This is a genomic window from Curtobacterium sp. SL109, assembly GCF_026672405.1.
Taxonomy (GTDB): Bacteria; Actinomycetota; Actinomycetes; order Actinomycetales; family Microbacteriaceae; genus Curtobacterium.
On the sequence record NZ_JAPPRB010000002.1, the window covers coordinates 1,087,241 to 1,106,708 of the forward strand.

General features: G+C 73.8%; 22 protein-coding genes. 13 read left to right on the forward strand and 9 right to left on the reverse strand.

Annotated features, from left to right (window positions below; translation table 11 throughout):
• Positions 1-34 precede the first annotated feature (34 nt).
• Positions 35-628, reverse strand: a complete 594-nt coding sequence (locus OVA28_RS06665; RefSeq protein WP_194660009.1) for a nitroreductase family protein — start codon at positions 626-628, stop codon at positions 35-37.
• A 124-nt stretch (positions 629-752) separates the two neighbouring features.
• Between OVA28_RS06665 and OVA28_RS06670 the strand changes: the two genes are divergently transcribed.
• The gene (locus tag OVA28_RS06670) at positions 753-1,676 is read left to right on the forward strand and encodes an AEC family transporter (protein ID WP_268096275.1); all 924 of its coding nucleotides are present in this window, start codon (positions 753-755) and stop codon (positions 1,674-1,676) included.
• Positions 1,677-2,678: 1,002 nt separating this feature from the next.
• On the opposite strand, the gene OVA28_RS06675 is transcribed toward OVA28_RS06670, so the two are convergent.
• A complete protein-coding gene (locus OVA28_RS06675) occupies positions 2,679-3,515 on the reverse strand; it encodes an exodeoxyribonuclease III (protein WP_268096276.1) in 837 nt (278 codons plus the stop codon).
• A gap of 138 nt (positions 3,516-3,653) precedes the next feature.
• Between OVA28_RS06675 and OVA28_RS06680 the strand changes: the two genes are divergently transcribed.
• The 6 genes from OVA28_RS06680 (at position 3,654) to OVA28_RS06705 (ending at position 6,731) form a co-directional block, all read left to right on the forward strand.
• On the forward strand, positions 3,654-4,109 hold the full coding sequence (locus tag OVA28_RS06680; RefSeq protein WP_194660012.1) for an Asp23/Gls24 family envelope stress response protein: 456 nt from the start codon (positions 3,654-3,656) through the stop codon (positions 4,107-4,109).
• Positions 4,106-4,297, forward strand: a complete 192-nt coding sequence (locus tag OVA28_RS06685; RefSeq protein WP_194660013.1) for a DUF2273 domain-containing protein — start codon at positions 4,106-4,108, stop codon at positions 4,295-4,297. The genes OVA28_RS06680 and OVA28_RS06685 overlap by 4 nt, the downstream gene beginning before the upstream one ends.
• A 71-nt stretch (positions 4,298-4,368) precedes the next feature.
• The gene (locus OVA28_RS06690) at positions 4,369-4,731 is read left to right on the forward strand and encodes a hypothetical protein (protein WP_268096277.1); all 363 of its coding nucleotides are present in this window, start codon (positions 4,369-4,371) and stop codon (positions 4,729-4,731) included.
• Complete coding sequence (locus OVA28_RS06695) at positions 4,728-5,312, forward strand: DNA/RNA endonuclease G (protein WP_268096279.1); 585 nt, start codon at positions 4,728-4,730, stop codon at positions 5,310-5,312. Before OVA28_RS06690 ends, OVA28_RS06695 begins: the two co-directional genes overlap by 4 nt.
• A complete protein-coding gene (locus tag OVA28_RS06700; RefSeq protein ID WP_268096280.1) occupies positions 5,309-5,905 on the forward strand; it encodes a hypothetical protein in 597 nt (198 codons plus the stop codon). Before OVA28_RS06695 ends, OVA28_RS06700 begins: the two co-directional genes overlap by 4 nt.
• Before the next feature lies 1 nt (position 5,906).
• Positions 5,907-6,731: an aminoglycoside 3'-phosphotransferase gene (locus OVA28_RS06705; protein ID WP_268096281.1), complete on the forward strand. Its 825-nt coding sequence runs from the start codon at positions 5,907-5,909 to the stop codon at positions 6,729-6,731.
• Here OVA28_RS06705 and OVA28_RS06710 read toward each other — a convergent pair.
• Both OVA28_RS06710 and OVA28_RS06715 read right to left on the reverse strand, forming a co-directional pair.
• Positions 6,728-8,107 (reverse strand): M23 family metallopeptidase, encoded by a 1,380-nt coding sequence (locus tag OVA28_RS06710; RefSeq protein ID WP_194660017.1) that lies wholly within the window; start codon positions 8,105-8,107, stop codon positions 6,728-6,730. The genes OVA28_RS06705 and OVA28_RS06710 overlap by 4 nt on opposite strands.
• A 66-nt stretch (positions 8,108-8,173) precedes the next feature.
• A complete protein-coding gene (locus tag OVA28_RS06715) occupies positions 8,174-9,868 on the reverse strand; it encodes a hypothetical protein (protein WP_268096282.1) in 1,695 nt (564 codons plus the stop codon).
• 76 nt (positions 9,869-9,944) lie between these two features.
• Here OVA28_RS06715 and pyrE point away from each other — a divergent pair, with 76 nt between their 5' ends.
• Positions 9,945-10,496 (forward strand): orotate phosphoribosyltransferase, encoded by a 552-nt coding sequence (gene pyrE, locus OVA28_RS06720; RefSeq protein ID WP_194660019.1) that lies wholly within the window; start codon positions 9,945-9,947, stop codon positions 10,494-10,496.
• On the forward strand, positions 10,493-12,154 hold the full coding sequence (locus OVA28_RS06725) for a hypothetical protein (protein ID WP_268096284.1): 1,662 nt from the start codon (positions 10,493-10,495) through the stop codon (positions 12,152-12,154). The genes pyrE and OVA28_RS06725 overlap by 4 nt, the downstream gene beginning before the upstream one ends.
• A gap of 69 nt (positions 12,155-12,223) precedes the next feature.
• Here the strand turns inward: OVA28_RS06725 and OVA28_RS06730 are convergent, their stop codons facing one another.
• Positions 12,224-13,177: an aldo/keto reductase gene (locus OVA28_RS06730; protein ID WP_268096286.1), complete on the reverse strand. Its 954-nt coding sequence runs from the start codon at positions 13,175-13,177 to the stop codon at positions 12,224-12,226.
• A gap of 90 nt (positions 13,178-13,267) precedes the next feature.
• Between OVA28_RS06730 and OVA28_RS06735 the strand changes: the two genes are divergently transcribed.
• Positions 13,268-13,912, forward strand: a complete 645-nt coding sequence (locus OVA28_RS06735) for a HEAT repeat domain-containing protein (protein WP_268096287.1) — start codon at positions 13,268-13,270, stop codon at positions 13,910-13,912.
• A 63-nt stretch (positions 13,913-13,975) separates the two neighbouring features.
• On the opposite strand, the gene OVA28_RS06740 is transcribed toward OVA28_RS06735, so the two are convergent.
• Entirely contained in the window at positions 13,976-14,665 is a 690-nt protein-coding gene (locus OVA28_RS06740; RefSeq protein ID WP_194660023.1) for a metal-dependent transcriptional regulator, read from the reverse strand.
• A 21-nt stretch (positions 14,666-14,686) separates the two neighbouring features.
• Here OVA28_RS06740 and OVA28_RS06745 point away from each other — a divergent pair, with 21 nt between their 5' ends.
• The 3 genes from OVA28_RS06745 to OVA28_RS06755 all read left to right on the forward strand — a co-directional run bounded on the left by OVA28_RS06745 (position 14,687) and on the right by OVA28_RS06755 (position 17,742).
• A complete protein-coding gene (locus tag OVA28_RS06745) occupies positions 14,687-15,616 on the forward strand; it encodes a CPBP family intramembrane glutamic endopeptidase (protein ID WP_268096288.1) in 930 nt (309 codons plus the stop codon).
• A 103-nt stretch (positions 15,617-15,719) separates the two neighbouring features.
• Complete coding sequence (locus OVA28_RS06750) at positions 15,720-17,294, forward strand: phosphatase PAP2 family protein (protein ID WP_268096289.1); 1,575 nt, start codon at positions 15,720-15,722, stop codon at positions 17,292-17,294.
• A 262-nt stretch (positions 17,295-17,556) separates the two neighbouring features.
• A complete protein-coding gene (locus OVA28_RS06755; protein ID WP_268096290.1) occupies positions 17,557-17,742 on the forward strand; it encodes a hypothetical protein in 186 nt (61 codons plus the stop codon).
• A gap of 56 nt (positions 17,743-17,798) precedes the next feature.
• On the opposite strand, the gene OVA28_RS19100 is transcribed toward OVA28_RS06755, so the two are convergent.
• Genes OVA28_RS19100 through OVA28_RS06765 form a run of 3 tightly spaced genes read right to left on the reverse strand, consistent with a single transcriptional unit; the run spans position 17,799 to position 19,406 of the window.
• The gene (locus OVA28_RS19100) at positions 17,799-18,290 is read right to left on the reverse strand and encodes a hypothetical protein (RefSeq protein WP_326493741.1); all 492 of its coding nucleotides are present in this window, start codon (positions 18,288-18,290) and stop codon (positions 17,799-17,801) included.
• Positions 18,287-18,604: a methyltransferase domain-containing protein gene (locus OVA28_RS19105; RefSeq protein ID WP_326493742.1), complete on the reverse strand. Its 318-nt coding sequence runs from the start codon at positions 18,602-18,604 to the stop codon at positions 18,287-18,289. The genes OVA28_RS19100 and OVA28_RS19105 overlap by 4 nt, the downstream gene beginning before the upstream one ends.
• Positions 18,605-18,608: 4 nt before the next feature.
• A complete protein-coding gene (locus OVA28_RS06765) occupies positions 18,609-19,406 on the reverse strand; it encodes an HAD-IIA family hydrolase (protein WP_268096291.1) in 798 nt (265 codons plus the stop codon).
• Positions 19,407-19,468 lie beyond the last annotated feature (62 nt).

Consider the following 19,468-nt stretch of genomic DNA (forward strand, 5'->3'; position numbering starts at 1 on the left):
GAAGCCGGTCGGCTGGGCCCGAGCGCCCCGGCGCTCACTCCTTGACGAGGACGACCTCGTCGAGCGGCAGGCGGGTACGGGGAGCCACCTCACGCGCGGCGGCCTTCTCGTCGAGCTGCGACGGGTGGGCGACCGTGCCGATCGCCGTCACCGTGAACGGCTGGAAGCGCTCCGGCAGGTCGAACGCCGCGCGCAGGCCCTGGGCGTCGATGCCGGCCATCTGGTGCACGTGGAGCCCCTCGGCGTGCGCCTGCACCGTCAGGGCGGCGAGCGACTGCCCGAGGTCGTACTGCGCGAACGGGCGGGCGTCGCCGTCCTCTGAGGCCGTCTCGAGCACGCCGACCACCAGGACGCTCGACCGGTGGGCCCAGGTCTGGTTGAAGCCGAGCAGGTGCTCGTTGATCGTCCGGAACGTCTCGGTGCCGCGGCGGCCGGCGATGAAGCGGCGGGGCTGCAGGTTCTGGGCGGAGGCGGCCCAGCGCGCGGCCTCGAGGACGGCGTCGAGCTGGTCGTCCGAGATCGTCGCGGTCTCGTCGTAGGAGCGCGGGCTCCACCGCTCCTCGAGCAGCGGGACGAGGGGCTGGCTCGAGTCGGTGGAACGGGAGAGCGTGGTCGCGGCATCGGTCATGCTCAGCACAACGGCGGTCGATGCGTCCGCATTTCCGACTCGTGACCCGGATCCCGGTGACACCACGGATGACACACGGCGCGAGCGGTGCTGTCGGGCTTCGACACCTGCCAGGATGGGGGCGATGGGTGGCGTTCTGATCGGCTTCGCGATCATCGGCGCGATCATCGCGGCCGGGTACGTCGTCGGGCGCGTCGGGTTGCTCGGACCGCACGCCCAGTTCGTGATGAGCCGACTGGCGTTCTTCGTCCTCATGCCGTGCCTGCTGTTCCACACCATCGCGACCGCGGACATCGCGTCGCTGGTGTCGCCGATGCTCTGGGTGTCGCTGTTCAGCGCCGTCACCGTCGCCATCGGGGCAGCGCTCGTGTTCGGCCTGGTCCTGCGGCGGTCGCTCACGGTGACGACGGTCGGCGCGCTGGCGTCGAGCTACGTCAACGCGAACAACATCGGGCTGCCGGTCGCCGTGTACGTCCTCGGGCAGGCCACCGCCGTCGTGCCCGTGATCCTGCTGCAGCTGGTCCTGCTCGCCCCGGTCGCGCTGACGATCCTCGACGCGGCGACGGCGTCCGGGGGCGGGTGGCGGCGCCGGCTCCTCGGGCCCGTCACGAACCCGCTCATCATCGCGTCGCTCCTCGGGCTGCTGTGCTCGGCGCTGCACGTCCGGCTGCCGGACCCGGTGCTCGAGCCCTTCGCGCTCGTCGGGGCCGCCGCCGTGCCGGTCGTGCTGCTGTCGTTCGGCATGAGCCTGCACGGGTCGGCCCCGCTCCGCGACCCGTCGATCCGGACGGACGTGATCGTGGCGTCGGCCGTGAAGCTCCTGGTGATGCCCGCCGTGGCCTACGTGTTCGCCCGGTTCGTGTTCGGGCTGGGCGACCAGCAGGTGTTCGTCCTGACGACGCTCGGGGCGCTGCCCGCGGCGCAGAACGTCTTCAACTACGCGCAGCGCTACGACGCCGCGGTCCCGGTCGCGCGGGACGTGGTGCTCATCTCGACGATCGGCGCGGTGCCCGTCCTGGTGCTCATCGCCGCGCTGCTGCACCCGTAGGTGGCGCCCGGCGTGGCCGGGGCGCCGGCCCGGGCTGGCCGGTGAGATCGCACGTTCTGTCGGGTGCGAGCCCGGGGAGGCGACACGGAGTGCGATCTCGGCGGGGGCGGGACGTGGACGGGGGCGGGGCGGACGGGAGGCTCGGGGCGGGGCCGGTGGGAGCCTCCAGGCCGGTGCGGTCCGGTGCCGGCGGGCGGCGCGAGTGGTCGGGACACCCCGGCGGGGTGGCGGCCAGTGGTCACGGAGCGTCGGTGGGACGGCGCGGGAGCGACGGGTGGTGACCGCTCGGCGGACGTGAGCGGGGTGTCGTGACCGGTGAGAGCGCACGTTCTGTCGGGTGCGTGCCCGGGGAGGCGACGCGGAGTGCGATCTCGGCGGTGTCGGGACGCGGGGCGGGGCGGGGCGGACGGGAGGCTCGGGGCGGGGCGGGTGGGAGCCTCCAGGCCGGCCGGTGGTGCGGTGCTGGTGCCGAGGCCGGCGGGTGGTGCGAGTGGTCGGGACACCCCGGCGGGGTGGCGGCCGGTGGTCACGGAGCGTCGGTGGGGCGGCGCGGGAGCGACGGGTGGTGACCGCTCGGCGGACGTGAGCGGGGTGTCGTGACCGGTGAGATCGCACGTTCTGTCGGGTGCGGCGCCGGGGAGGCGACGCCGAGTGCGATCTCGGCGCGGGCGGGACGCGGGGCGGGGCGGACGGGAGGCCTGGGGCGGGGCCGGTGGGAGCCTCCAGGCCGGTCGGTGGTGCGGACCGGCGCCGGCGGGTGGTGCGAGTGGTCGGGACACCCCGACGGGGTGGCGGCCAGTGGTCACGGAGCGTCGGTGGGACGGCGCGGGAGCGACGGGTGGTGACCGCTCGGCGGAGGTGAGCGGGGTGTCGTGACCGGTCGGGCGGCGGCGGGAGGGGACGCGCCGGGGCGGGACCGGACCGGACGGGGCGGGACCGGACCGGACGGGACGCGGCGGGACCGGTACGGACCGGGGCGGGACCGGACCGGACCGGACCGGGTCAGAAGATCATCGGGCGGTCGTCGTCGAGGGCGGTGTCGAGGTCGAGGTCCACGACGACGGGGACGTGGTCGCTCGGGGCATCGCCCTTGCGCTCGTCGCGGTGGATCGAGGCGCCGGTGACGACGTCGGCGAAGCCCTGGGAGCCCATCACGAAGTCGATGCGCATGCCCTCGTTGCGGGGGAAGCGCAGCTGCTTGTAGTCCCAGTACGTGTAGCCGTCGGGGACGATCGGGCGGACGACGTCCTGCAGGCCGCGGGCCTCGAACGTGCGGAAGGCGGTGCGCTCGGGCTCGCTGACGTGGGTCGAGCCCTCGAAGACGCGCACGTCCCAGACGTCCTGGTCGAGCGGCGCGACGTTCCAGTCACCCATCAGCGCGAGCTTGAGGTCGGGGTCGGCCTGCAACCACTCGGTGGTGCGGTCGGCCAGCTCGGCGAGCCAGTCGAGCTTGTACGTGTAGTGGGGGTCGCCGACCTCGCGCCCGTTGGGGACGTAGAGGCTCCACAGGCGGACGTCGTCCACGGTGACGCCGATGGCGCGGGCCTCCACCGGGAGGTCGGGGCCCTCGTGTCCCTTGAGGAAGCCGGGCTGGCCGGGGAAGTCACGGGTGACGTCGTCCATCGGCAGGCGGCTGGCGAACGCGACACCGTTCCACTGGTTCAGCCCGTGGGCCTCGACGTGGTAGCCGGCGGCCTCGAACGCGTCGACCGGGAACTGCTCGGGCTTGCACTTGATCTCCTGCATGCCGAGGACGTCGACGTCCTCTCGCACGAGCCAGTCGACCACCCGGCCGACTCGGGTGCGGACGGAGTTCACGTTCCAGGTCGCCACGCGCATGGAACACGAACTTACCCGTCGCCACCGACCACCGGCTCCGGGCAGGCCGACGCTCCGAGGCGTCAGTGACTCCGAGCGGTCAACGCGGCCATGGTGTTCCCTGGACCGAGAGTCCAGACCACCGTGAGGAGCAGCACCATGGCAACGACGAGCAACCGCGTGGACGGCACCGCAGCCACCGCGACCAGCGCCACCACGACGACACAGGTGACCGGCGCCGGCAGGACGATCATCGACGACCAGGTCGTGGCGAAGGTCGCCGGCATCGCCGCGCGGGACGTCCCCGGCGTGTACGCGCTCGGTGGGAACGCCGCACGCGCCTTCGGTGCCATCCGTGACGCCATCGGGTCGACCGCGCTCGGGCAGGGCGTCCGCGTCGAGGTCGGCGAGACCCAGGTCGCCGTCGACCTGACGATCGTCGTGGACTACCCGACGCCGATGATGGAGGTCGCCTCGGCCGTGCGCACCGCGGTCACGAACGCCGTCACCGAGCTGGTCGGGCTGCAGGTCACCGAGGTGAACATCGCCATCAACGACGTCAACATCCCCGCGCTCGACGGCACCCCCGACGACGTCGACGGCCGCCTCCGATGAGCGCGACCGTCGTCGGCATGGGCGTCGGCGCCGTGCTCGCGGTCGTCGCACTGACGCTCGGCTTCTGGGCACTGCTGGTCGTCGCCGTGTGCATGGCGCTCGGGGCCCTCGTCGCAAGGGTCGTCTCCGGGGACGTCGACGTCCACCGGCTGCTCGACGTGCTGCGCGGGCGCCGGAGCTCGTCGTGAGCGGTGCGGCCCGCGCGACGACCGCGTCTGCCGCTGGCGCTGGCGCTGGGGTTACCGCTGGCACCGACCGCGTGCCCGGGTACGACCGGATCGGCACGGCGGCGCTCGTGCACACCGCCCAGGTGGTGGCGGCCGAGGCTCTGGGGAGTTCCGTGCGTGACGTCCGGGCGCGCGTCGCCGACGACGGCCGCGGCTCCCTGGCCGTGACCGTCACGGCGCCGCTGGTGATGCCGGTGCTCGGCGCGCGCTCGACAGCCGGACAGGCTGCGACGGACGGCGGCACCACCGCGCCGCCCGAGTCCGTCGTCGCGCGGACCCACCGGGCCCGGGCCACGGTGGCCGAGCGGATCAGCGCGATCACCGGCCGCCAGGTCCAGCGCGTGGACGTCACGTTCACCTCGTCGGTCGTCGACACCCCGAGGCGGGTGCGATGACCGAGCACGACGCCTTCGCCCGCCGCGTGCTGCGTCGCGAGACCCACGAGTCCCGGTCCGTGTCGACGGTGGTCGCGATGCTCCTGCTGCTCGTCGTCGCTGCTGCCGCGGTCGTCGCCGCCGTGCTCGTGTTCCTCGACCAGCGCGTGGTCGGCGTCGATCCGCGGGACGTCGTCGACGCCGCGGTCGCTGCCCCGCGTGGGCTCGACCCGACCGTCGTGGTCGGTGTCGGCGCGGTCGTCGCGTTCGTCGGCCTCGTCCTCCTGGCGAAGGGCCTGCTGCCAGGGCGTCGTCCGCGCCACACCATGCCGTCGGACCGCCTCGCCGTCGTGGTCGACGACGAGGTGCTCGCCTCCGCTGCCGCACGCGCCGCCCGCGGAGCCACGCGACTCGGTCCGGACGCCGTGGTGGGGACCGTGGGGCGGCGGACGGTGGACGTCGTGCTCCGACCGGCCGCCGGGGTCGACGTGCCAGCGGTCGCCGCGAAGGACGCCGTCGACCGTGAGTTCGATGCCATGGACGTCGTGCCCGCGGTGCATGCGCGCGTGCGGGTCCAGCCGACGGGACGGGTCGACGGGTGAACGCCACGAACCGCGTGCTCAGCCGCGTCGCACTGGTCGTCACGGGACTGGCACTGTTCGTCCTCGGCGTCGCGACGGTCCTCGTGCAGACCGTGCCGTGGGCCGCTGACCGCTGGCACGACGCCGCGCGGGCAGCGCTCGGGGACCTCGGAGCAGATGCGCCCCACGAGGCCGCGATCGCGGCCTGGGCGTGGGTGCTCGGCGGCGCGGTGCTGCTCGGCGTCCTGGCCCTCGTCGTGCTGAGCGGACTGGGCGGTGGTCGTGCCGGCACCGTGGTCGAGGACGACGGCAGCGCAGCCGGGCTGCCGGGGGTCGTGCGCATCGACGCCGCCGCCGTGCAGCACGCCCTGTCGTCCGCCGTCGGTGCGATGCCGCAGGTCGCGTCCCTCGCCGTCGACGTGCACCGGGTCCGCGGGCGCCGTGCCCTGCGCATCCGGGTCCGTCCCCGGAAGGGTGCGTCGCCCCGCGAGGTCACGACCCGCGTGGAGGAGATCGTCGCCGACCTCGACGCCCTGCTCGGCGGACCGCTGCCCGTGCTGCTCGAGATCGCCCGCGGCGGCGCCGGGTCGTCGCGGCCGGACCGGGTGCGCTGACGTGGGTGCACCGCTCTCGCTCGGGGGCCTGCCGCGCGGCGAGGTCACCGTGCCCGACGCCGTGGCCGCGGTGGTCGGTACCCGCCCCGCGGTCCCGGTGTGGGTGAACGCGATCGGCGGGAAGACCTTCCGACTCGGGGGCACCGACGCCGACAGTGCCGACGAGTACGTGAAGTGGGTGCCGACGGCCTACACGCCGTGGATCGACGCCGAGGTCGCGCGGCTCATCTGGGCAGGCCGGTGGCTCCGCGTGCCCGAGGTCGTCGACCACGGTGCCGACGAGCAGGGTGCCTGGCTCCGCACCCGGGCGGTCCCGGGGTGGAGCGCCGTCGACCCGCGCTGGCGCGACGAGCCCCGGACCGTGGTGATCGCCGTCGGGGAGGGCCTCCGCGCGCTGCACGACACGCTCCCCGTGGCCGAGTGCCCCTTCGTCTGGTCGAGCGACGACCGGGCGGAGCGAGGCCGAGCGGCGGGCGCTGACCCGTCCCTGCTCGGCCCCGAGCCCGAGACGGACCTGCTCGTCGTCTGCCACGGCGACGCGTGCACGCCGAACACGCTCGTCGGTGCGGACGGGCGCTGGGCGGGCCACGTCGACCTCGGCGCGCTCGGTGTCGCCGACCGCTGGGCGGACCTGGCCGTGGCCACGATGGCACTCGGGTGGAACGTCGGACCCGGGTGGGAGCCGCTGTTCCACGAGGCCTACGGACTGCCAGCCGACGCGGGACGCACCGCCTGGTACCGCGCACTGTGGAACCTCGACGACGACGGGATCGTCAGCGTCGGCGGCAGCAGCGACCGCAGCCGCGGCGACGGCGTCTCCGGCTAGAAGCCCACGCCCCTGGCGGCCATGAAGCCGACCGGGTCCGTCGTGCCGCCCCCGACGTGGGTCTCGTAGTGCAGGTGGCACCCGGTCGAGTTGCCGGTCGACCCGACGAGCGCGACCAGGGTGCCCGCGGCGACCTGCTGCCCCGGGGTGACCCGGAAGCCGCCGCTGACGATGTGGCCGTACGCCGTCGCGACCCCGTTGCCGTGGTTGATGCGCACGTAGTTGCCGTAGCCGCCGTACCAGCCGACGTACTCGACGGTGCCGGCCGACGCGGCGACGATCGCTGTGGAGCAGCCGCTGCCGAGGTCGATGCCGTCGTGGAAGCTCCCGTTGCCCGTGATGGGGTGCACGCGGTAGCCGTAGGAGCTCGAGATGTACCCGCCGGCGGGTCGGACCCACCCGGTGCCCGAGCCCGTGCCGACCGACGGTGACCCGCCGACCGGAGCGCCGCCGCCTCCGCCGCCACCCCCGCCGCTGGTGTTCGCGGCGTTCGCGGCGGCTGCTCGCGCAGCGGCCTCCGCGGCACGACGGGCGGCCGCGGCGGCTTCACGCGCGGCTCGCTCGGCCGCGGCCTTGCGGACGGCCTCGCCCTCGGCGAACTCGGCCTCGGTCCGGACGCGGCCGGAGGTCAGCGTGGCCAGCTGCGCCTGGAGCCGTGCCTTGTTGTCCTGCTGCTCGTCGTAGGCGGCCTGGGCCCGGTCGGACGCGGCCTGCGCCTCGGCCATGCGGTCCTGTGCCGCCTTCGCCAGGTCGGCCAGCGCGGCAGCTGCCCGGTCGGCCTGCCCGGTGAGGGCCCTGGCGACGGAGGCGTCGGCGCTCGCGGCCGTCTCCACACGCTCGGCCTGCTCGGAGAGCTTGCTCAGCGCACCGAGGTCGTAGAGCAGGTCACGGGTGTCCTCACCACCGGTCAGCACGCTGGTGGAGACGTCGGTCCCGCCCGAGCGCGCCATCTGCGCGGCGAACCGGCCGGCCTGGGCAGCGCTCTGCTCGGCGACCTCGGCGTGTTCCTCGGCATCGGCGCGGAGGGCCCGTTCCTTCTCGGCCGCACGCTGTGCCTTGCGCTGGGCGTCGGAGTACTCGGTGCCGCGCTCCTGGGCCTCGGTGGCAGCGGCGCTGGCCTTCGACTCGAGCTGCCCGATGAGGCCCTGGATGTCGGAGATCTGGCTGTTCTTCTGCGACTCCTGCCCGCGGGCGGCGAGGACGTCGTCCCACGACGGGTAGGTCGCCGCCTGTGCCGGGGGAGCGTCGAGCACGACGGTGCCGGTCAGCCCGAGCAGGGCGACGCCGGTGACCGCCAGGCGCAGGCCCAGCCGCTGGCGGAGCCCCGGGCGTCGACCGGACAGCGGGCGCGAGGAGGGGGAGGCGGAGCGAGTCATCGGGAGCGAGCCTATACATCCGTACAGATCCGCCGCGACGTCGCCGCACATCTGTGGAGAACTCGCTCAGAACCCACGCTCGCGTCGGACCACGTCCGCGCTGCCCACGACGTCGCTCCGCAACCGGGCTGCACCGCTCGTCCCGGCGTAGTCCCAGACGTCGAACCCGGTGCAGTGCGTGACCGAGGCGGGCCGTCCGAGGAGGTCCTCCACGGACGTCGGCCACACGTCGCCGGAGCCCACGACCACGAACGTCGGGTCGGCGTCCCGGTAGGCCCCGAGGTCGACGAGCCACGGGTACACCTGGAACGTGTCACGGACCTGCAGCAGGTCGACGTTGGTCGACGCGTAGGTCGCGAGCGGCCGCACCGTCCAGAACTGCCCGACCCCGACGACGTCCCGGCCGTCCGCCCAGCGGTCGAGGCAGCTCGCCGGCGTGTACGCGGCAGTCCGGACGGCCCGGAGGGTGCTCGGCGCCACCGCGACCCCGGCGGCCAGCACGACGGCGGTGCCGAGCGCGAGCGCGACCCGCACGCCCCGGACCGGCCGGTGCACCCGGGTACGCCGGACGGCCGTGCGCGTGAGCTCGCAGACCGCGACGAGGGCGATGAGCGGCGCGACGACGACGGGCTCCAGGTAGCGCGGGGTGTCCGACCCGGCGACGACGACCCCGACGGAGACGGCCGCGATCGTCACCGCGGGCAGGAGCGACGCGACCAGGACGGTCCTGGCGGTGCGGACCCGCCAGGCCCACACCGTCCCGCCGACGGCGAGCAGGACCCCGACGAGCATCAGGAACAGCCCGACGTCGCCCTCGCCGGACCCCGCGCGGTCGTCCGTCAACGACGCGAAGAACCCGAGGGTCGACGCCGCACGCGACGGGTGCACGTACGACGAGGGGTCGAGCGACACGAACGGCCGGAGCGGGATACGCACGAGGGACCCGACGACGGCGCCGAGCACGACGACGCCGGACAGCCACAGCGCCGGCCGCCACGGCACCCGGCGCAGCAGCGCGACCACGAGCAGCGTCACGACGACCGGGCCGCCGGACCACGGCACGTACAGCGGGTTCGACGCGGTCGTGCACGCGGCGACCAGGCCGAGCGTGACCAGGACCGCCACGGACGCCCGGCCGACCCGGACGGCACGGAGCACGAGCGCCGCCGTGGCGAGCAGCGCCAGCACGACGCCGTAGTAGTAGGTCGTCGTGAGCAGCAGCGACGCGAGCTCGAGCGACGTCGCGGTGGCCGAGGACTCCGTCAGCACCTGCAGCGTGAGGAACCCGACCGCCAGCACCGCGACGGCGATCCGCGCGGACCGGCGGGCGGACGGCATCAGCTCGTTGGCGACCGCCCGGACGAGCGCGTAGACGCCGAGCAGCACCAGGACGCCGTTGAGCGCCAGTGCCTGCTGCGGCGTCGCGGTGACGAGGGAACAGAGCAGGTAGACCGGCAGCTCGGGGAAGAAGAACAGCGCGGGCGACATCGCCCACTCGAAGGGCTCACCGGCCCGGATCGACCGGACGACCAGGGGCAGCAGCACCGAGTCGCCGTCGTACCAGAGCAGCGAGACCCGGGCCGAGGCGAGCACGTGGCGCAGCGCGACGACCGCCAGGGCGACCGCGACGAGCGCACCGAGCGCCTCACGCCCGAGGGCACCGACGCGGTCCCGCGGTGACCTCCCGCGGTCGAGCCCGCGGTCGGACCCGGCTCGGCGGGACCCGCCGGCCGCTGGACGCGACGGGCGTTCGAGGGACACACCAGGCAGCGTACCGACGCGTCCCCGACAGCTCCGATGAGCGCCGGACGGGCCGGACCGACTACCCTTGTGCGCTGTGACGGACGCGCGCGAGCAGTTGATCGACCACATCACGGCTGAGGCCGTGTTCCACGGTGACTTCACGCTGACCAGCGGCAAGAAGGCGACGTACTACATCGACCTCCGCAAGGTCAGCCTGGACCACCGCGTCGCCCCGCTGATCGGCCAGGTCATGACCGACCTCATCGCCGGTGTGCCCGACGTCTCCGCCGTCGGCGGCCTGACGATGGGCGCCGACCCGATCGCCGCCGCCGTGCTCCACCAGTCGGCAGCGCGTGGCGGCACGTACGACGCCTTCGTCGTCCGCAAGGAGCCGAAGGACCACGGCCGCGGCAAGCAGGTCGAGGGCCCGGACCTCCGCGGCAAGCGCGTCATCGTCCTCGAGGACACCTCCACCACCGGTGGCTCCCCGCTCAAGGCCGCCGAGGCCCTGGAGCGCGAGGGCGCGATCGTCGTGGGCGTCGCGGTCGTCGTCGACCGGGACACCGGCGCCAAGGAGACGATCGAGGCAGCCGGCTACCCGTACTTCGCGGCGATCGGACTGGCCGACCTGGGGCTGACCGCGTGACCCCGGAGCGTCCGGACGACGCGCGCGAGCCCGACGACGCCGCCCGCCCCGAGCACGGGGCAGACGGCCAGGAGGCCCCGCCCGCTCCCGCCACGGACGCTCGCTTCCCGGGACTCCGCAGTGCCGCCGACATCTTCGGTGCACCGCGCACCGCCGACGAGTGGCCGTCGCGCCGGGAACGTCGCGAGGCGGAGCGCGCCGCCGCCGAGACCGGCGAGCCGCTCCCGGAGCGCTTCGCGCCCGCCTCTGCACCGGCAGCCGAGCCCGCCGCTCCGACGGACGACGAGCCCACCGCTCCGACGGACGCCGAGCCCGCCTCCGCGCCCGCTCGCGCGCCGCTCGACGAGGACGCCACCCAGGCCATCTCGATGCCCGAGCAGCTCGCGGCCCCCTCGCACCCGGCCTCCGACCCCGACCGGTCCCTGCTGAGCGGCCGGATCCCGCCGGCCTCCGCGGTCCCGCCGAGCACCACGGCGCCGCACCCCAGCTCGATCCACCTGCCGTTCGCGCAGACGAACCGCGACCAGCGCGCCGCGGAGACCCAGGCGATCGAGGACGAGCGTCGACGCACCGACCCCTCGGGGCTCGGCCGTGACGACGTCGACTTCCTCGGTCGCGCGACGGGCTCCCGGGCCACCCCGACCGGGCCGCTCGCGCAGCAGCCGGTCGGCGTGGAGGACACGCTGCCGCCGACCGACGAGCCGCCGACCTTCACCGAGCTCCTGCGCATGCCCGGGGTCGACGGTGCGGACCGAACCGACGCCGGACGTCCCTTCGACTGGGCGGTCAACGACGCCGACGCGGGTGAGGTCCCGACGACGCTGACCTCGAACTCGTTCGACACCACCACGCTCGGCGGCGGGTGGTCGCTGGCGGACGAGGCCGACGACGACGCCGTCATCGACGACGAGCCCGTCGGACCCGCGACCACGGCGCTGCCCGTCCCGGAGACGGTGGACCACGACGACCTCGGCAGCTGGTCCCTCAGCGACGACGCCGCCCGCACCGGCGAGGTCTTCCCCGGCGACACGATGGACACCGAGCGCCCGGCCCCGCCCGTCGACCGCCCGGCACCGCCCGCCGAACGCCCGGCCCCGCCCGTCGAACCCCAGACCTCGCCCGTCGAGCGCCCGGCCCCGCCCGTCGGACCCCCGGCCCCGCCCGTCGACCGGCCGACCCCGACCGAGCGCCCGGTCACGCCGCCGCCCGCCCGGCTCGACCTCGACGAGCTCGACCAGTCCGAGTGGGACGGTCGCGAGACGAGCGACACGAGCGCGATCAAGGACCTCTTCGGCACCCAGGCGGTCAGCCAGCTCGGCTCCACCGGGTACGACCCGCACGACACCGGCACGCAGATGATGCCTGCGGTCCACACGCCGTCCCCGGCGCCCGCCCGGTCGCCGTCCCAGGCCGGCTCGACGGCAGACGGCGGCAACTTCATCAACGAGGGCTTCGCCCGCCTGCGCGACGAGGGCAAGCGTGGCAAGCAGCTCCTCATCGGCGGGGCGGTCGTGATCATCCTCCTGATGCTGCTGGCGGTCGTCCTCATCTCGTTCTGGATCCGGTCCAACACGCTCGACGAGCAGCTCACGCCGACGAAGTCGCCGGCAGCCGCAGCCATGGTGGCCACGGCCGGTCCGCCCGCCTCGACGGCGTAGCCAGCACACGACGGACGGGAGGCTCCCCACCGGACCGGTGGGGAGCCTCCCGTCTGTCGTGTGCCGCGGTCAGACCGTGGTCGGCACCTTCGCGGAGGCGTCGGAGAGCGTCTGCAGCTCTTCGACGTCGAGCTCGAGGTCGGCCGAGGCGAGGAGCGCCGGCAGCTGCTCGGTGTTCCGCGCCGACGCGATCGGCGCGACCACGTCGGGCTGGGCCTGCAGCCAGGCGAGTGCGACGGTGGCGATCTCGACGTCGTGCGCGGTCGCGATGCCCTCGAGGGCGTCGACGACGGCCAGGCCGGCGTCCGTGAAGTACCCGGAGACCTGGCCCTCGCGGTCCTTGCCGGCGAAGTCGTCCTTCGTGCGGTACTTGCCCGTGAGGAAGCCGGCGGCGAGCGAGAAGTACGGCACGACACCGAGCGCGGCGTCGTGTGCGAGCGGTGCGATGTCGGACTCGTACGGCTGGCGGGTCACCAGGTTGTAGTGCGGCTGGATCGCGACCGGGCGGGCCAGGCCGTTCGCCTCGGCGATCCGGATCCACTCGGCGGCACGCTCGCGCGAGTAGTTCGAGATCGCGGTGAAGCGGACCAGGCCCTCCTGCACGAGCTGGTCGAACGCCCGCACGGTCTCCTCGAGCGGGGTGTCCTGGTCGTCGAAGTGCGCGTAGTACAGGTCGATCCGGTCGGTGCCGAGGCGCTGCAGGCTGGCGCGTGCGGCCTTCGCGACGTTGTCCGCCGACAGCCCGGGGAACTCGGGGTGCTGGGAGACCTTCGTGGCGATCGTCACGTCGTCGCGCTTGCCCGACGCGGCGAACCACGAGCCGATGACGGTCTCGGACTCACCGCCGGAGTTGCCGTCGCCCCAGGCGGAGTACACGTCGGCGGTGTCGATGAAGTCGCCACCCGCTGCCGTGTAGGCGTCGAGGACCTGGTGCGAGGTGGACTCGTCCGCGGTCCACCCGAAGACGTTGCCACCGAGGGCGAGGGGGAACACGTGGAGGTCGCTGCTGCCGATGCGGGGCATGCGGATTCCTTTCGGATCGGAACGGTCGTCGTCCACGCTAGGCCGGTGCGCTTGACAACGTCGCAGCGTCAGGGTGTCGTGGACCGGGACATGACCACGCTCTCCTCGTACCTCGCCGACCCCCGTCCCGCCGTCCGACTCCGGGCGGTGATGGCCGCCGGCACCGAACCGTCGACGGACGACCTCGAGCTCCTGGTCGAGCAGTGCGCGCTCGAGCCCGACCTGCAGGTGCGGGAGATGCTCACGTGGGCGCTGCTCCGGCTGCCCGCCGAGGTCGTCGTGCCGCGGGTGCTCCGGGAGCTCGACCGTCCGGAACCGCAGGCGCGGAGCCAGGCGCTGCACACGCTGTCGAAGATCCGCGACGGGTCGGTGTACCCGCAGGTCGCAGCCCGGCTGGAGGACCTGGACCCGGGCGTCGTCCGCACCGCCTGGCGTGCCGCCGTCGTCCTCGTGCCGGACACCTCCCGCGCCGAGCTCGCCCGGGCGCTCGCCGTCCAGCTCGGGCAGGGCGACCGGGAGACGCGGCTCGCCCTCAGCCGGGCGCTCGCCGGCCTCGGGGCCGAGGTCGTCGCTCCCGTCCTCGACGCGGCGGCCGGGCACCGGAACCCCGACGTCCGTGAGCACGCCGCCGACACCGAGCGGCTGCTGCACGACCCGGACGCCGGCTCCGCGTTGGCGCTCGAGCGGGCTCGTCGCGAGGTCGCGCTCGGGCGCACCCGGTCCGCGAAGGGCTGACTGGAGCCGGACGTGTCGGCGGCGGCCGCCTGCCGCCTGCCGCCGGGCTGTCGGTCTCCGGCGTCAGTCGTCGTCCGGCGCGAGCCAGATCGCCGCGGCGGCCGCTGCGGGCAGGTCGACGAGCGACTCCGACCCGTCGGCGTCCCGACGTGCCACGGCGACCACGCCGGCGTAGTCGCGGACCTGCTCCACCCGGAGGTGCGTGCCGAGCCCCACGCCGAGCTCGTCGAAGTACCGCAGCAGGGACGGGTCGTCGTCGGAGACCCGGTCGACGGTGCCGCACGTCCCGGGCACCACGGTCGTGAGCAGGGCGCCCGGCGAGGACGGCAGCGAGCCGTCGGCGCGGGGGATCGGGTCGCCGTGCGGGTCGTGCGTCGGGTGCCCGAGGTCGGCGTCGACCCGGTCGAGGAACGTCTCCGACACCGCGTGCTCGAGCGCCTCGGCCTCGGTGTGGACCTCGTCCCACGAGTACCCGAGCCGGTCGACCAGGAACGACTCGATCAGCCGGTGCCTTCGGACCATGGCCACGGCGACCTGGTGCCCGAGCGGGGTGAGCACCACGCCGTAGTAGGGGGTGTGCTCGATGAGGCCGTCACGGTCGAGCTTCCGGAGGTTGCCGGACACCGTCGACGCCGACACCCCGAGCGCAGCGGCGATGTCCCGCGTCGCGATGCCGGGGTCACCGCGCTCGGCGGCCTTCCAGATCAGCTTGACGTAGTCCTCCGCCATGGTGGAGAGCGGAGGGAGGCGCATACCGCAATGGTACAAACAGGCATGCCCGTCGATCCCACGACCACCCGGCGTCGCCGTCGTCGGTGGCCCGTCCCGCCGTCGCTCCTCGTCGGCCTGGCCCCGCTCGTGCTCTTCGCGGCAGTCAGTGCCTGGCGTGCCCGGCCGAGTGACGACTACCCGTCGCTCGGCCTCACGGTCGACAGCGTCGTCTCCGCCCTCGTCGTCCCCGAGGGCATCGCGGCGCTCGTGCTCGCCGTCATCGTCACCGGGCTCGGGTGGTGGCGCATCGCGACGGTCGACGCGACACGGGGCCGTCCGCGCTGGGCCTGGATCGCCCCGGTGCTCATCGTCGTCGTCTGCCTGGTCCGGCTGCCGCTCGTCGGGTGGGGAGCGCTGCCGTCGCACTACTTCGCGCTGCTCGCCCTCGGGGTGCTGTTCGTAGGGGTCTTCGAGGAGCTGTTGACCCGCGGGGTGCTGCTCGTGGGGCTCCGCCGACGCCTGCCCGAGTTCGGCGTCTGGATCGTCTCCTGCGTGCTCTTCGGGCTGCTCCACCTGCTGAACGCGCTCGCCGGCGCCGGCATCGGCACGACGGTCGTGCAGGTCGTCTTCGCGGCGTCGTTCGGGTCGACCCTCTACGTCGCCCGACGTCTGAGCCGCGGTCTGCTGCTGCCCGTGCTGCTCCACGCGTTCTGGGACTTCGGCTCGATCGCGGTCTCCGCGACCGTGCGGCGGGGGTCGGGCGACCTCGTCGCGGCCGGGGTCATCGGGCTGTTCGCGTTCGCGGTCCTGGCGTTCGGCATCGTCGCCGGCGGGATGGTGGCCTGGCGGGACGACCGCCCGCGCCGGCTCCGTCGTCGCTGGCGCGAGGTCCCGCGGAACCCCGACGCCGAGCCGCTCCGCGCGCCCGAGGTCGTTCCGGCGTGGAACGGCCTGCGAACCCCTACAGACACCCCGGCCGGTTCACCAGGCTGACGGTGACTGTTCTCCTGCTGGACACCGGCTCTCCGCACGATGACGGGGATCCCAGTCGGTCCACAGAGAGGAGCGTCGCCTGCGTCCCAGGCGGCCACCACGAATGCGTTCATCTGCACGCGCGATCGCCACCGGGGTGACGGTCGCAGCGATCGCGACCTCCCTGGTCGTCGGCAACCCCTTCGCGGCGTCCGCCGCCACCCACCCGAGCGACACCACGCCGCCGGATCTCGTCTCGCTGCTGAGCGGCTACGACTCCTTCTGGCACTCGAGCGGGGAGAACGACCTGCACGGCACCGTCGTCGGCCCCGCGACCCTCGCGCAGAACGACGCCCTGACGTCCTGGATCAACCAGCACGCGACCCCGGCGCAGCAGTTCCGTGCGCTGCAGGACTCCGAGTACGAGAACACGACCAACACGTCGTACGACCAGTCGTCCACGGTGTCGCAGGGGCTCGGTGACGTCCTCGAGAAGGCCTACGTCCAGGGCCGTGCGACCGGAGCGCTCCCGCTGACGAGCGCGCTGGTCAACAGCTCCACCGGTACCTCCGGGGCCTACGTCGGCACGGGCACCGCGAAGGCGCACTTCAGCTACCCGCGGCCGTACCTGCCCGCGTCGACCACGGCGACGCTGCCAGCTGGCGACGACCAGGCCGGGTGTGCACCCGCGACGGTGAACAGCTCCTCGGTCGCACCGAACCGCGTCGGCAAGCCGTACGCGAGCGCCGACGGCAGCCTCGACATCACCCGCGTGGCCCCGCAGACGGACACCACGAAGGAGTTCTCCCCGAACGACGTCGTGCTCGACGCCGGCTACGGCACGAAGGGCATCTGCACGGGCGGCTCGTTCCCCAGCGGCCACACCACCACCGCCTACCAGGCCGGCATCACGCTCGCCACGCTCCTGCCTGAGCTCGCGCCGGAGATCCTGGCCCGCACCTCCGAGGCCGGCAACGACCGCATCGTCCTCGGCGTGCACTACCCGCTCGACATCATGGGCGGTCGCATCGACGGCGAGGCGGCACTCGCAGCCCGCTGGTCCGACGCGTCGTACCGTACGGACGTACTCGAGCCGGCGCGCAAGGAACTGGTCAGCTACCTCGAGGCCGCCTGCGGCACCACGCTCTCCCAGTGCATCGCGGCCGAGAAGCCCTACCAGGACGACCCCTACGGCGGGGCAGCCATCCCGGGCGGCACGGCACAGGTCGTCACCGACCGTGCCTCGGCCGTGAAGGTCTACCAGGAGCGCCTGACCTACGGGTTCGCGACGACCGGCACCACCGGCCTGCCCGCGAGCGTCCCCACCGGCGCCGAGAACCTGCTGCTCACCACGTTCCCGACCCTCACCGACGCCCAGCGCACCGCGGTGCTCGCGCAGACCGAGATCGCGTCGGGATTCCCGCTGGACCAGACCGGTTCCGCGAACGGTTCGTGGGAGCGCCTGGACCTCGCGGCCGCCACCAGCGCGACCGTCGCGGTCGCCCAGGACGGCTCCGTGCGGGTCGTCTCGACCGGTGGTCAGGCGCGCGTCCTCGCCGCCGCACCGACGCCCGCGCCCACCCCGGCGCCCACCACTCCGGTGACGCCCGTCACCCCGGTCGCACCGGCTCCGGTGTCCGACCCGGGCACCGCGGGCACCGTCCCGACGGGCGTCCACCTGCCGGTCGTCAGCGGCTGAGCGAGCACCGGCCGACCGACGCGCACCTCGCGTCGGTCGGCCGGTCACGTCCCACCCGGCCAGGAGGCGCGGCGCACCTGCACGGGACCGCGCCAGCGAGCGTGGCCTGACCGCCGCGACCCTCGCACCGCCACCGCCACCGCCACCGCCACCGCCACCGCCGTCGACGGCGAGGGCGGACTTCGTTTCCAGCGGTGACGGATCTGGTTCTCTCGACCCGCGTTCCGTGAACCAGATCCGTCATCGCGTCTGATGGAAACGGGTGAGTTCCGCCGTTACCGGCGCCGTCGGCACCGGCAGCGGCGTCGCACCGGACAGAGACGGGGAGTTCGTCGCTCGAGTCGCCGTCGCCGTCGCCAACGCCGCCGTCGCCAACGCCGCCGTCGACGCGGGACGGTTTTCGTCCTCGGCGGTGACGGATCCGGTGGTCTCGACCCGCGTTCCGTGAACCGGATTCGTCATCGCGCCGGATGGAAACCGCTCAGGAGGCCGAGGGGCGTCGGGTCAGCGCTTGCGACCGACGGCGAAGACGCGACGGAACGGGTACACGGTGCCGTGGGGGCCGCTCGGGTAGGCCTTCCGCAGACGAGCGGCGTAGTCGGCCTCGAACGCGGCGGTCATCCCACCCGTCGGGTCGGCGGCGTCGAGCGTGGCCAGCGCCGGTCGGAGTCCCGTGCCCCGGACCCAGGCGAGCACCGGGTCCTCGCCCGCCAACAGCTGCAGGTAGGTAGTCTCCCACGCGACCGTCGCGAAGCCGGCGGAGTCGAGGAGGTCGAGGTACCCCGCACCGTCGTGGACCGGGTCCGCGCGCAGCACGCCGTCGAGCGCCGACGCCCAGGGGCCCTCGGCAGCGACGGCCCGTATGAGGGCGTGCGACGGGGAGTCGAAGTTGCCGGGCACCTGCATCGCGAACCACGAGCCGTCGGGCATCGCGTCCAGCCACCGCGGGAGGAGCCCGGTGTGGGACGGCACCCACTGCAGCGCAGCGTTCGTCACGACGACGTCGTCCTCGGGGCCGGGCGTCCAGTCCTCGATCGCGCCCAGCTCGAACGACAGGTGGGGTGGTCCGCGGCCACCGGTGCCGCGTCCGCCAGCATCTCCGCCGAGGAGTCGACCCCGACGACCCGGGCCGTCGGCCAGCGGCCGGCGAGCGTGGCCGTGAGGGCCCCGGGACCGCACCCCAGGTCGACGACGCGACGGGGAGCCTCCTGGCCGTGGTGGAAGGGACCCGCGATCCGCGCGACCAGGTCATGGAACGGCCGCGACCGCTCATCCGTGAAGGCCGCGTAGCGGGCCGGGTCCCAGCGCACCGTCCTACATCTCGACTTCGATGGGCTCCGCGCGGACGAGCTCGTGGACGCCCGAGATGACCTCGCTCGGGCGGAACGGGTAGCGGTCGATCTCGGCCTGGTCGCTGATGCCGGTCATGACGAGCACGGTGTGCAGCCCGGCCTCGATGCCGGCCTGCACGTCGGTGTCCATCCGGTCGCCGATCATGCCGGTGTTCTCCGAGTGGGCACCGATGCGGTTCATCGCCGAGCGGAACATCATCGGGTTCGGCTTGCCGACCACGTAGGGCTGCTTGCCCGTGGCCTTCTCGATCATCGCGGCGATCGCCCCGGTGGCCGGCAGGACGCCCTCGGCGCTCGGGCCCGTCGCGTCGGGGTTCGTGACGATGAAGCGGGCGCCGTCGCGGATCAGCCGGACGGCCTTGGTGATGGCCTCGAACGAGTAGTTCCGGGTCTCGCCGACGACGACGTAGTCGGGCGAGGTCTCGGTCATGATGAAGCCGGCCTCGTGCAGGGCGGTGGTCATGCCGGCCTCGCCGATCACGAACGCAGAGCCGCCGGGCATCTGGGACTTGCAGAAGTCGGCCGTCGCGAGGGCGGAGGTCCAGATGCGGTCCTCGGGCACGTGGATGCCGGACCCGCGGAGCCGGGCGCTGAGGTCGCGCGGCGTGAAGATCGAGTTGTTCGTGAGCACCAGGAACTCGGTGCCCTCGTCGAGCCACTGCTGGATCAGCTCAGGTGCTCCGGGCAGCGCGTGGTTCTCGTGCACGAGCACGCCGTCCATGTCCGTCAGCCAGCACTCGACTTCGTCGCGGGATGCCATGTGGCACACCCTACTGGCCGTCCCTGCCACGCTCAGGTGCGCCGAGAACGACCTCGCTAGGG

Coding starts and splice junctions, on each gene's coding strand:
- OVA28_RS06665 (WP_194660009.1), bottom strand. CDS start 628: ATGACCGATGCCGCGACCACGCTCTCCCGTTCCACCGACTCGAGCCAG.
- OVA28_RS06670 (WP_268096275.1), top strand. CDS start 753: ATGGGTGGCGTTCTGATCGGCTTCGCGATCATCGGCGCGATCATCGCG.
- OVA28_RS06675 (WP_268096276.1), bottom strand. CDS start 3,515: ATGCGCGTGGCGACCTGGAACGTGAACTCCGTCCGCACCCGAGTCGGC.
- OVA28_RS06680 (WP_194660012.1), top strand. CDS start 3,654: ATGGCAACGACGAGCAACCGCGTGGACGGCACCGCAGCCACCGCGACC.
- OVA28_RS06685 (WP_194660013.1), top strand. CDS start 4,106: ATGAGCGCGACCGTCGTCGGCATGGGCGTCGGCGCCGTGCTCGCGGTC.
- OVA28_RS06695 (WP_268096279.1), top strand. CDS start 4,728: ATGACCGAGCACGACGCCTTCGCCCGCCGCGTGCTGCGTCGCGAGACC.
- OVA28_RS06710 (WP_194660017.1), bottom strand. CDS start 8,107: ATGACTCGCTCCGCCTCCCCCTCCTCGCGCCCGCTGTCCGGTCGACGC.
- OVA28_RS06730 (WP_268096286.1), bottom strand. CDS start 13,177: ATGCCCCGCATCGGCAGCAGCGACCTCCACGTGTTCCCCCTCGCCCTC.
- OVA28_RS06735 (WP_268096287.1), top strand. CDS start 13,268: ATGACCACGCTCTCCTCGTACCTCGCCGACCCCCGTCCCGCCGTCCGA.
- OVA28_RS06740 (WP_194660023.1), bottom strand. CDS start 14,665: ATGCGCCTCCCTCCGCTCTCCACCATGGCGGAGGACTACGTCAAGCTG.
- OVA28_RS06745 (WP_268096288.1), top strand. CDS start 14,687: ATGCCCGTCGATCCCACGACCACCCGGCGTCGCCGTCGTCGGTGGCCC.
- OVA28_RS06750 (WP_268096289.1), top strand. CDS start 15,720: ATGCGTTCATCTGCACGCGCGATCGCCACCGGGGTGACGGTCGCAGCG.
- OVA28_RS06765 (WP_268096291.1), bottom strand. CDS start 19,406: ATGGCATCCCGCGACGAAGTCGAGTGCTGGCTGACGGACATGGACGGC.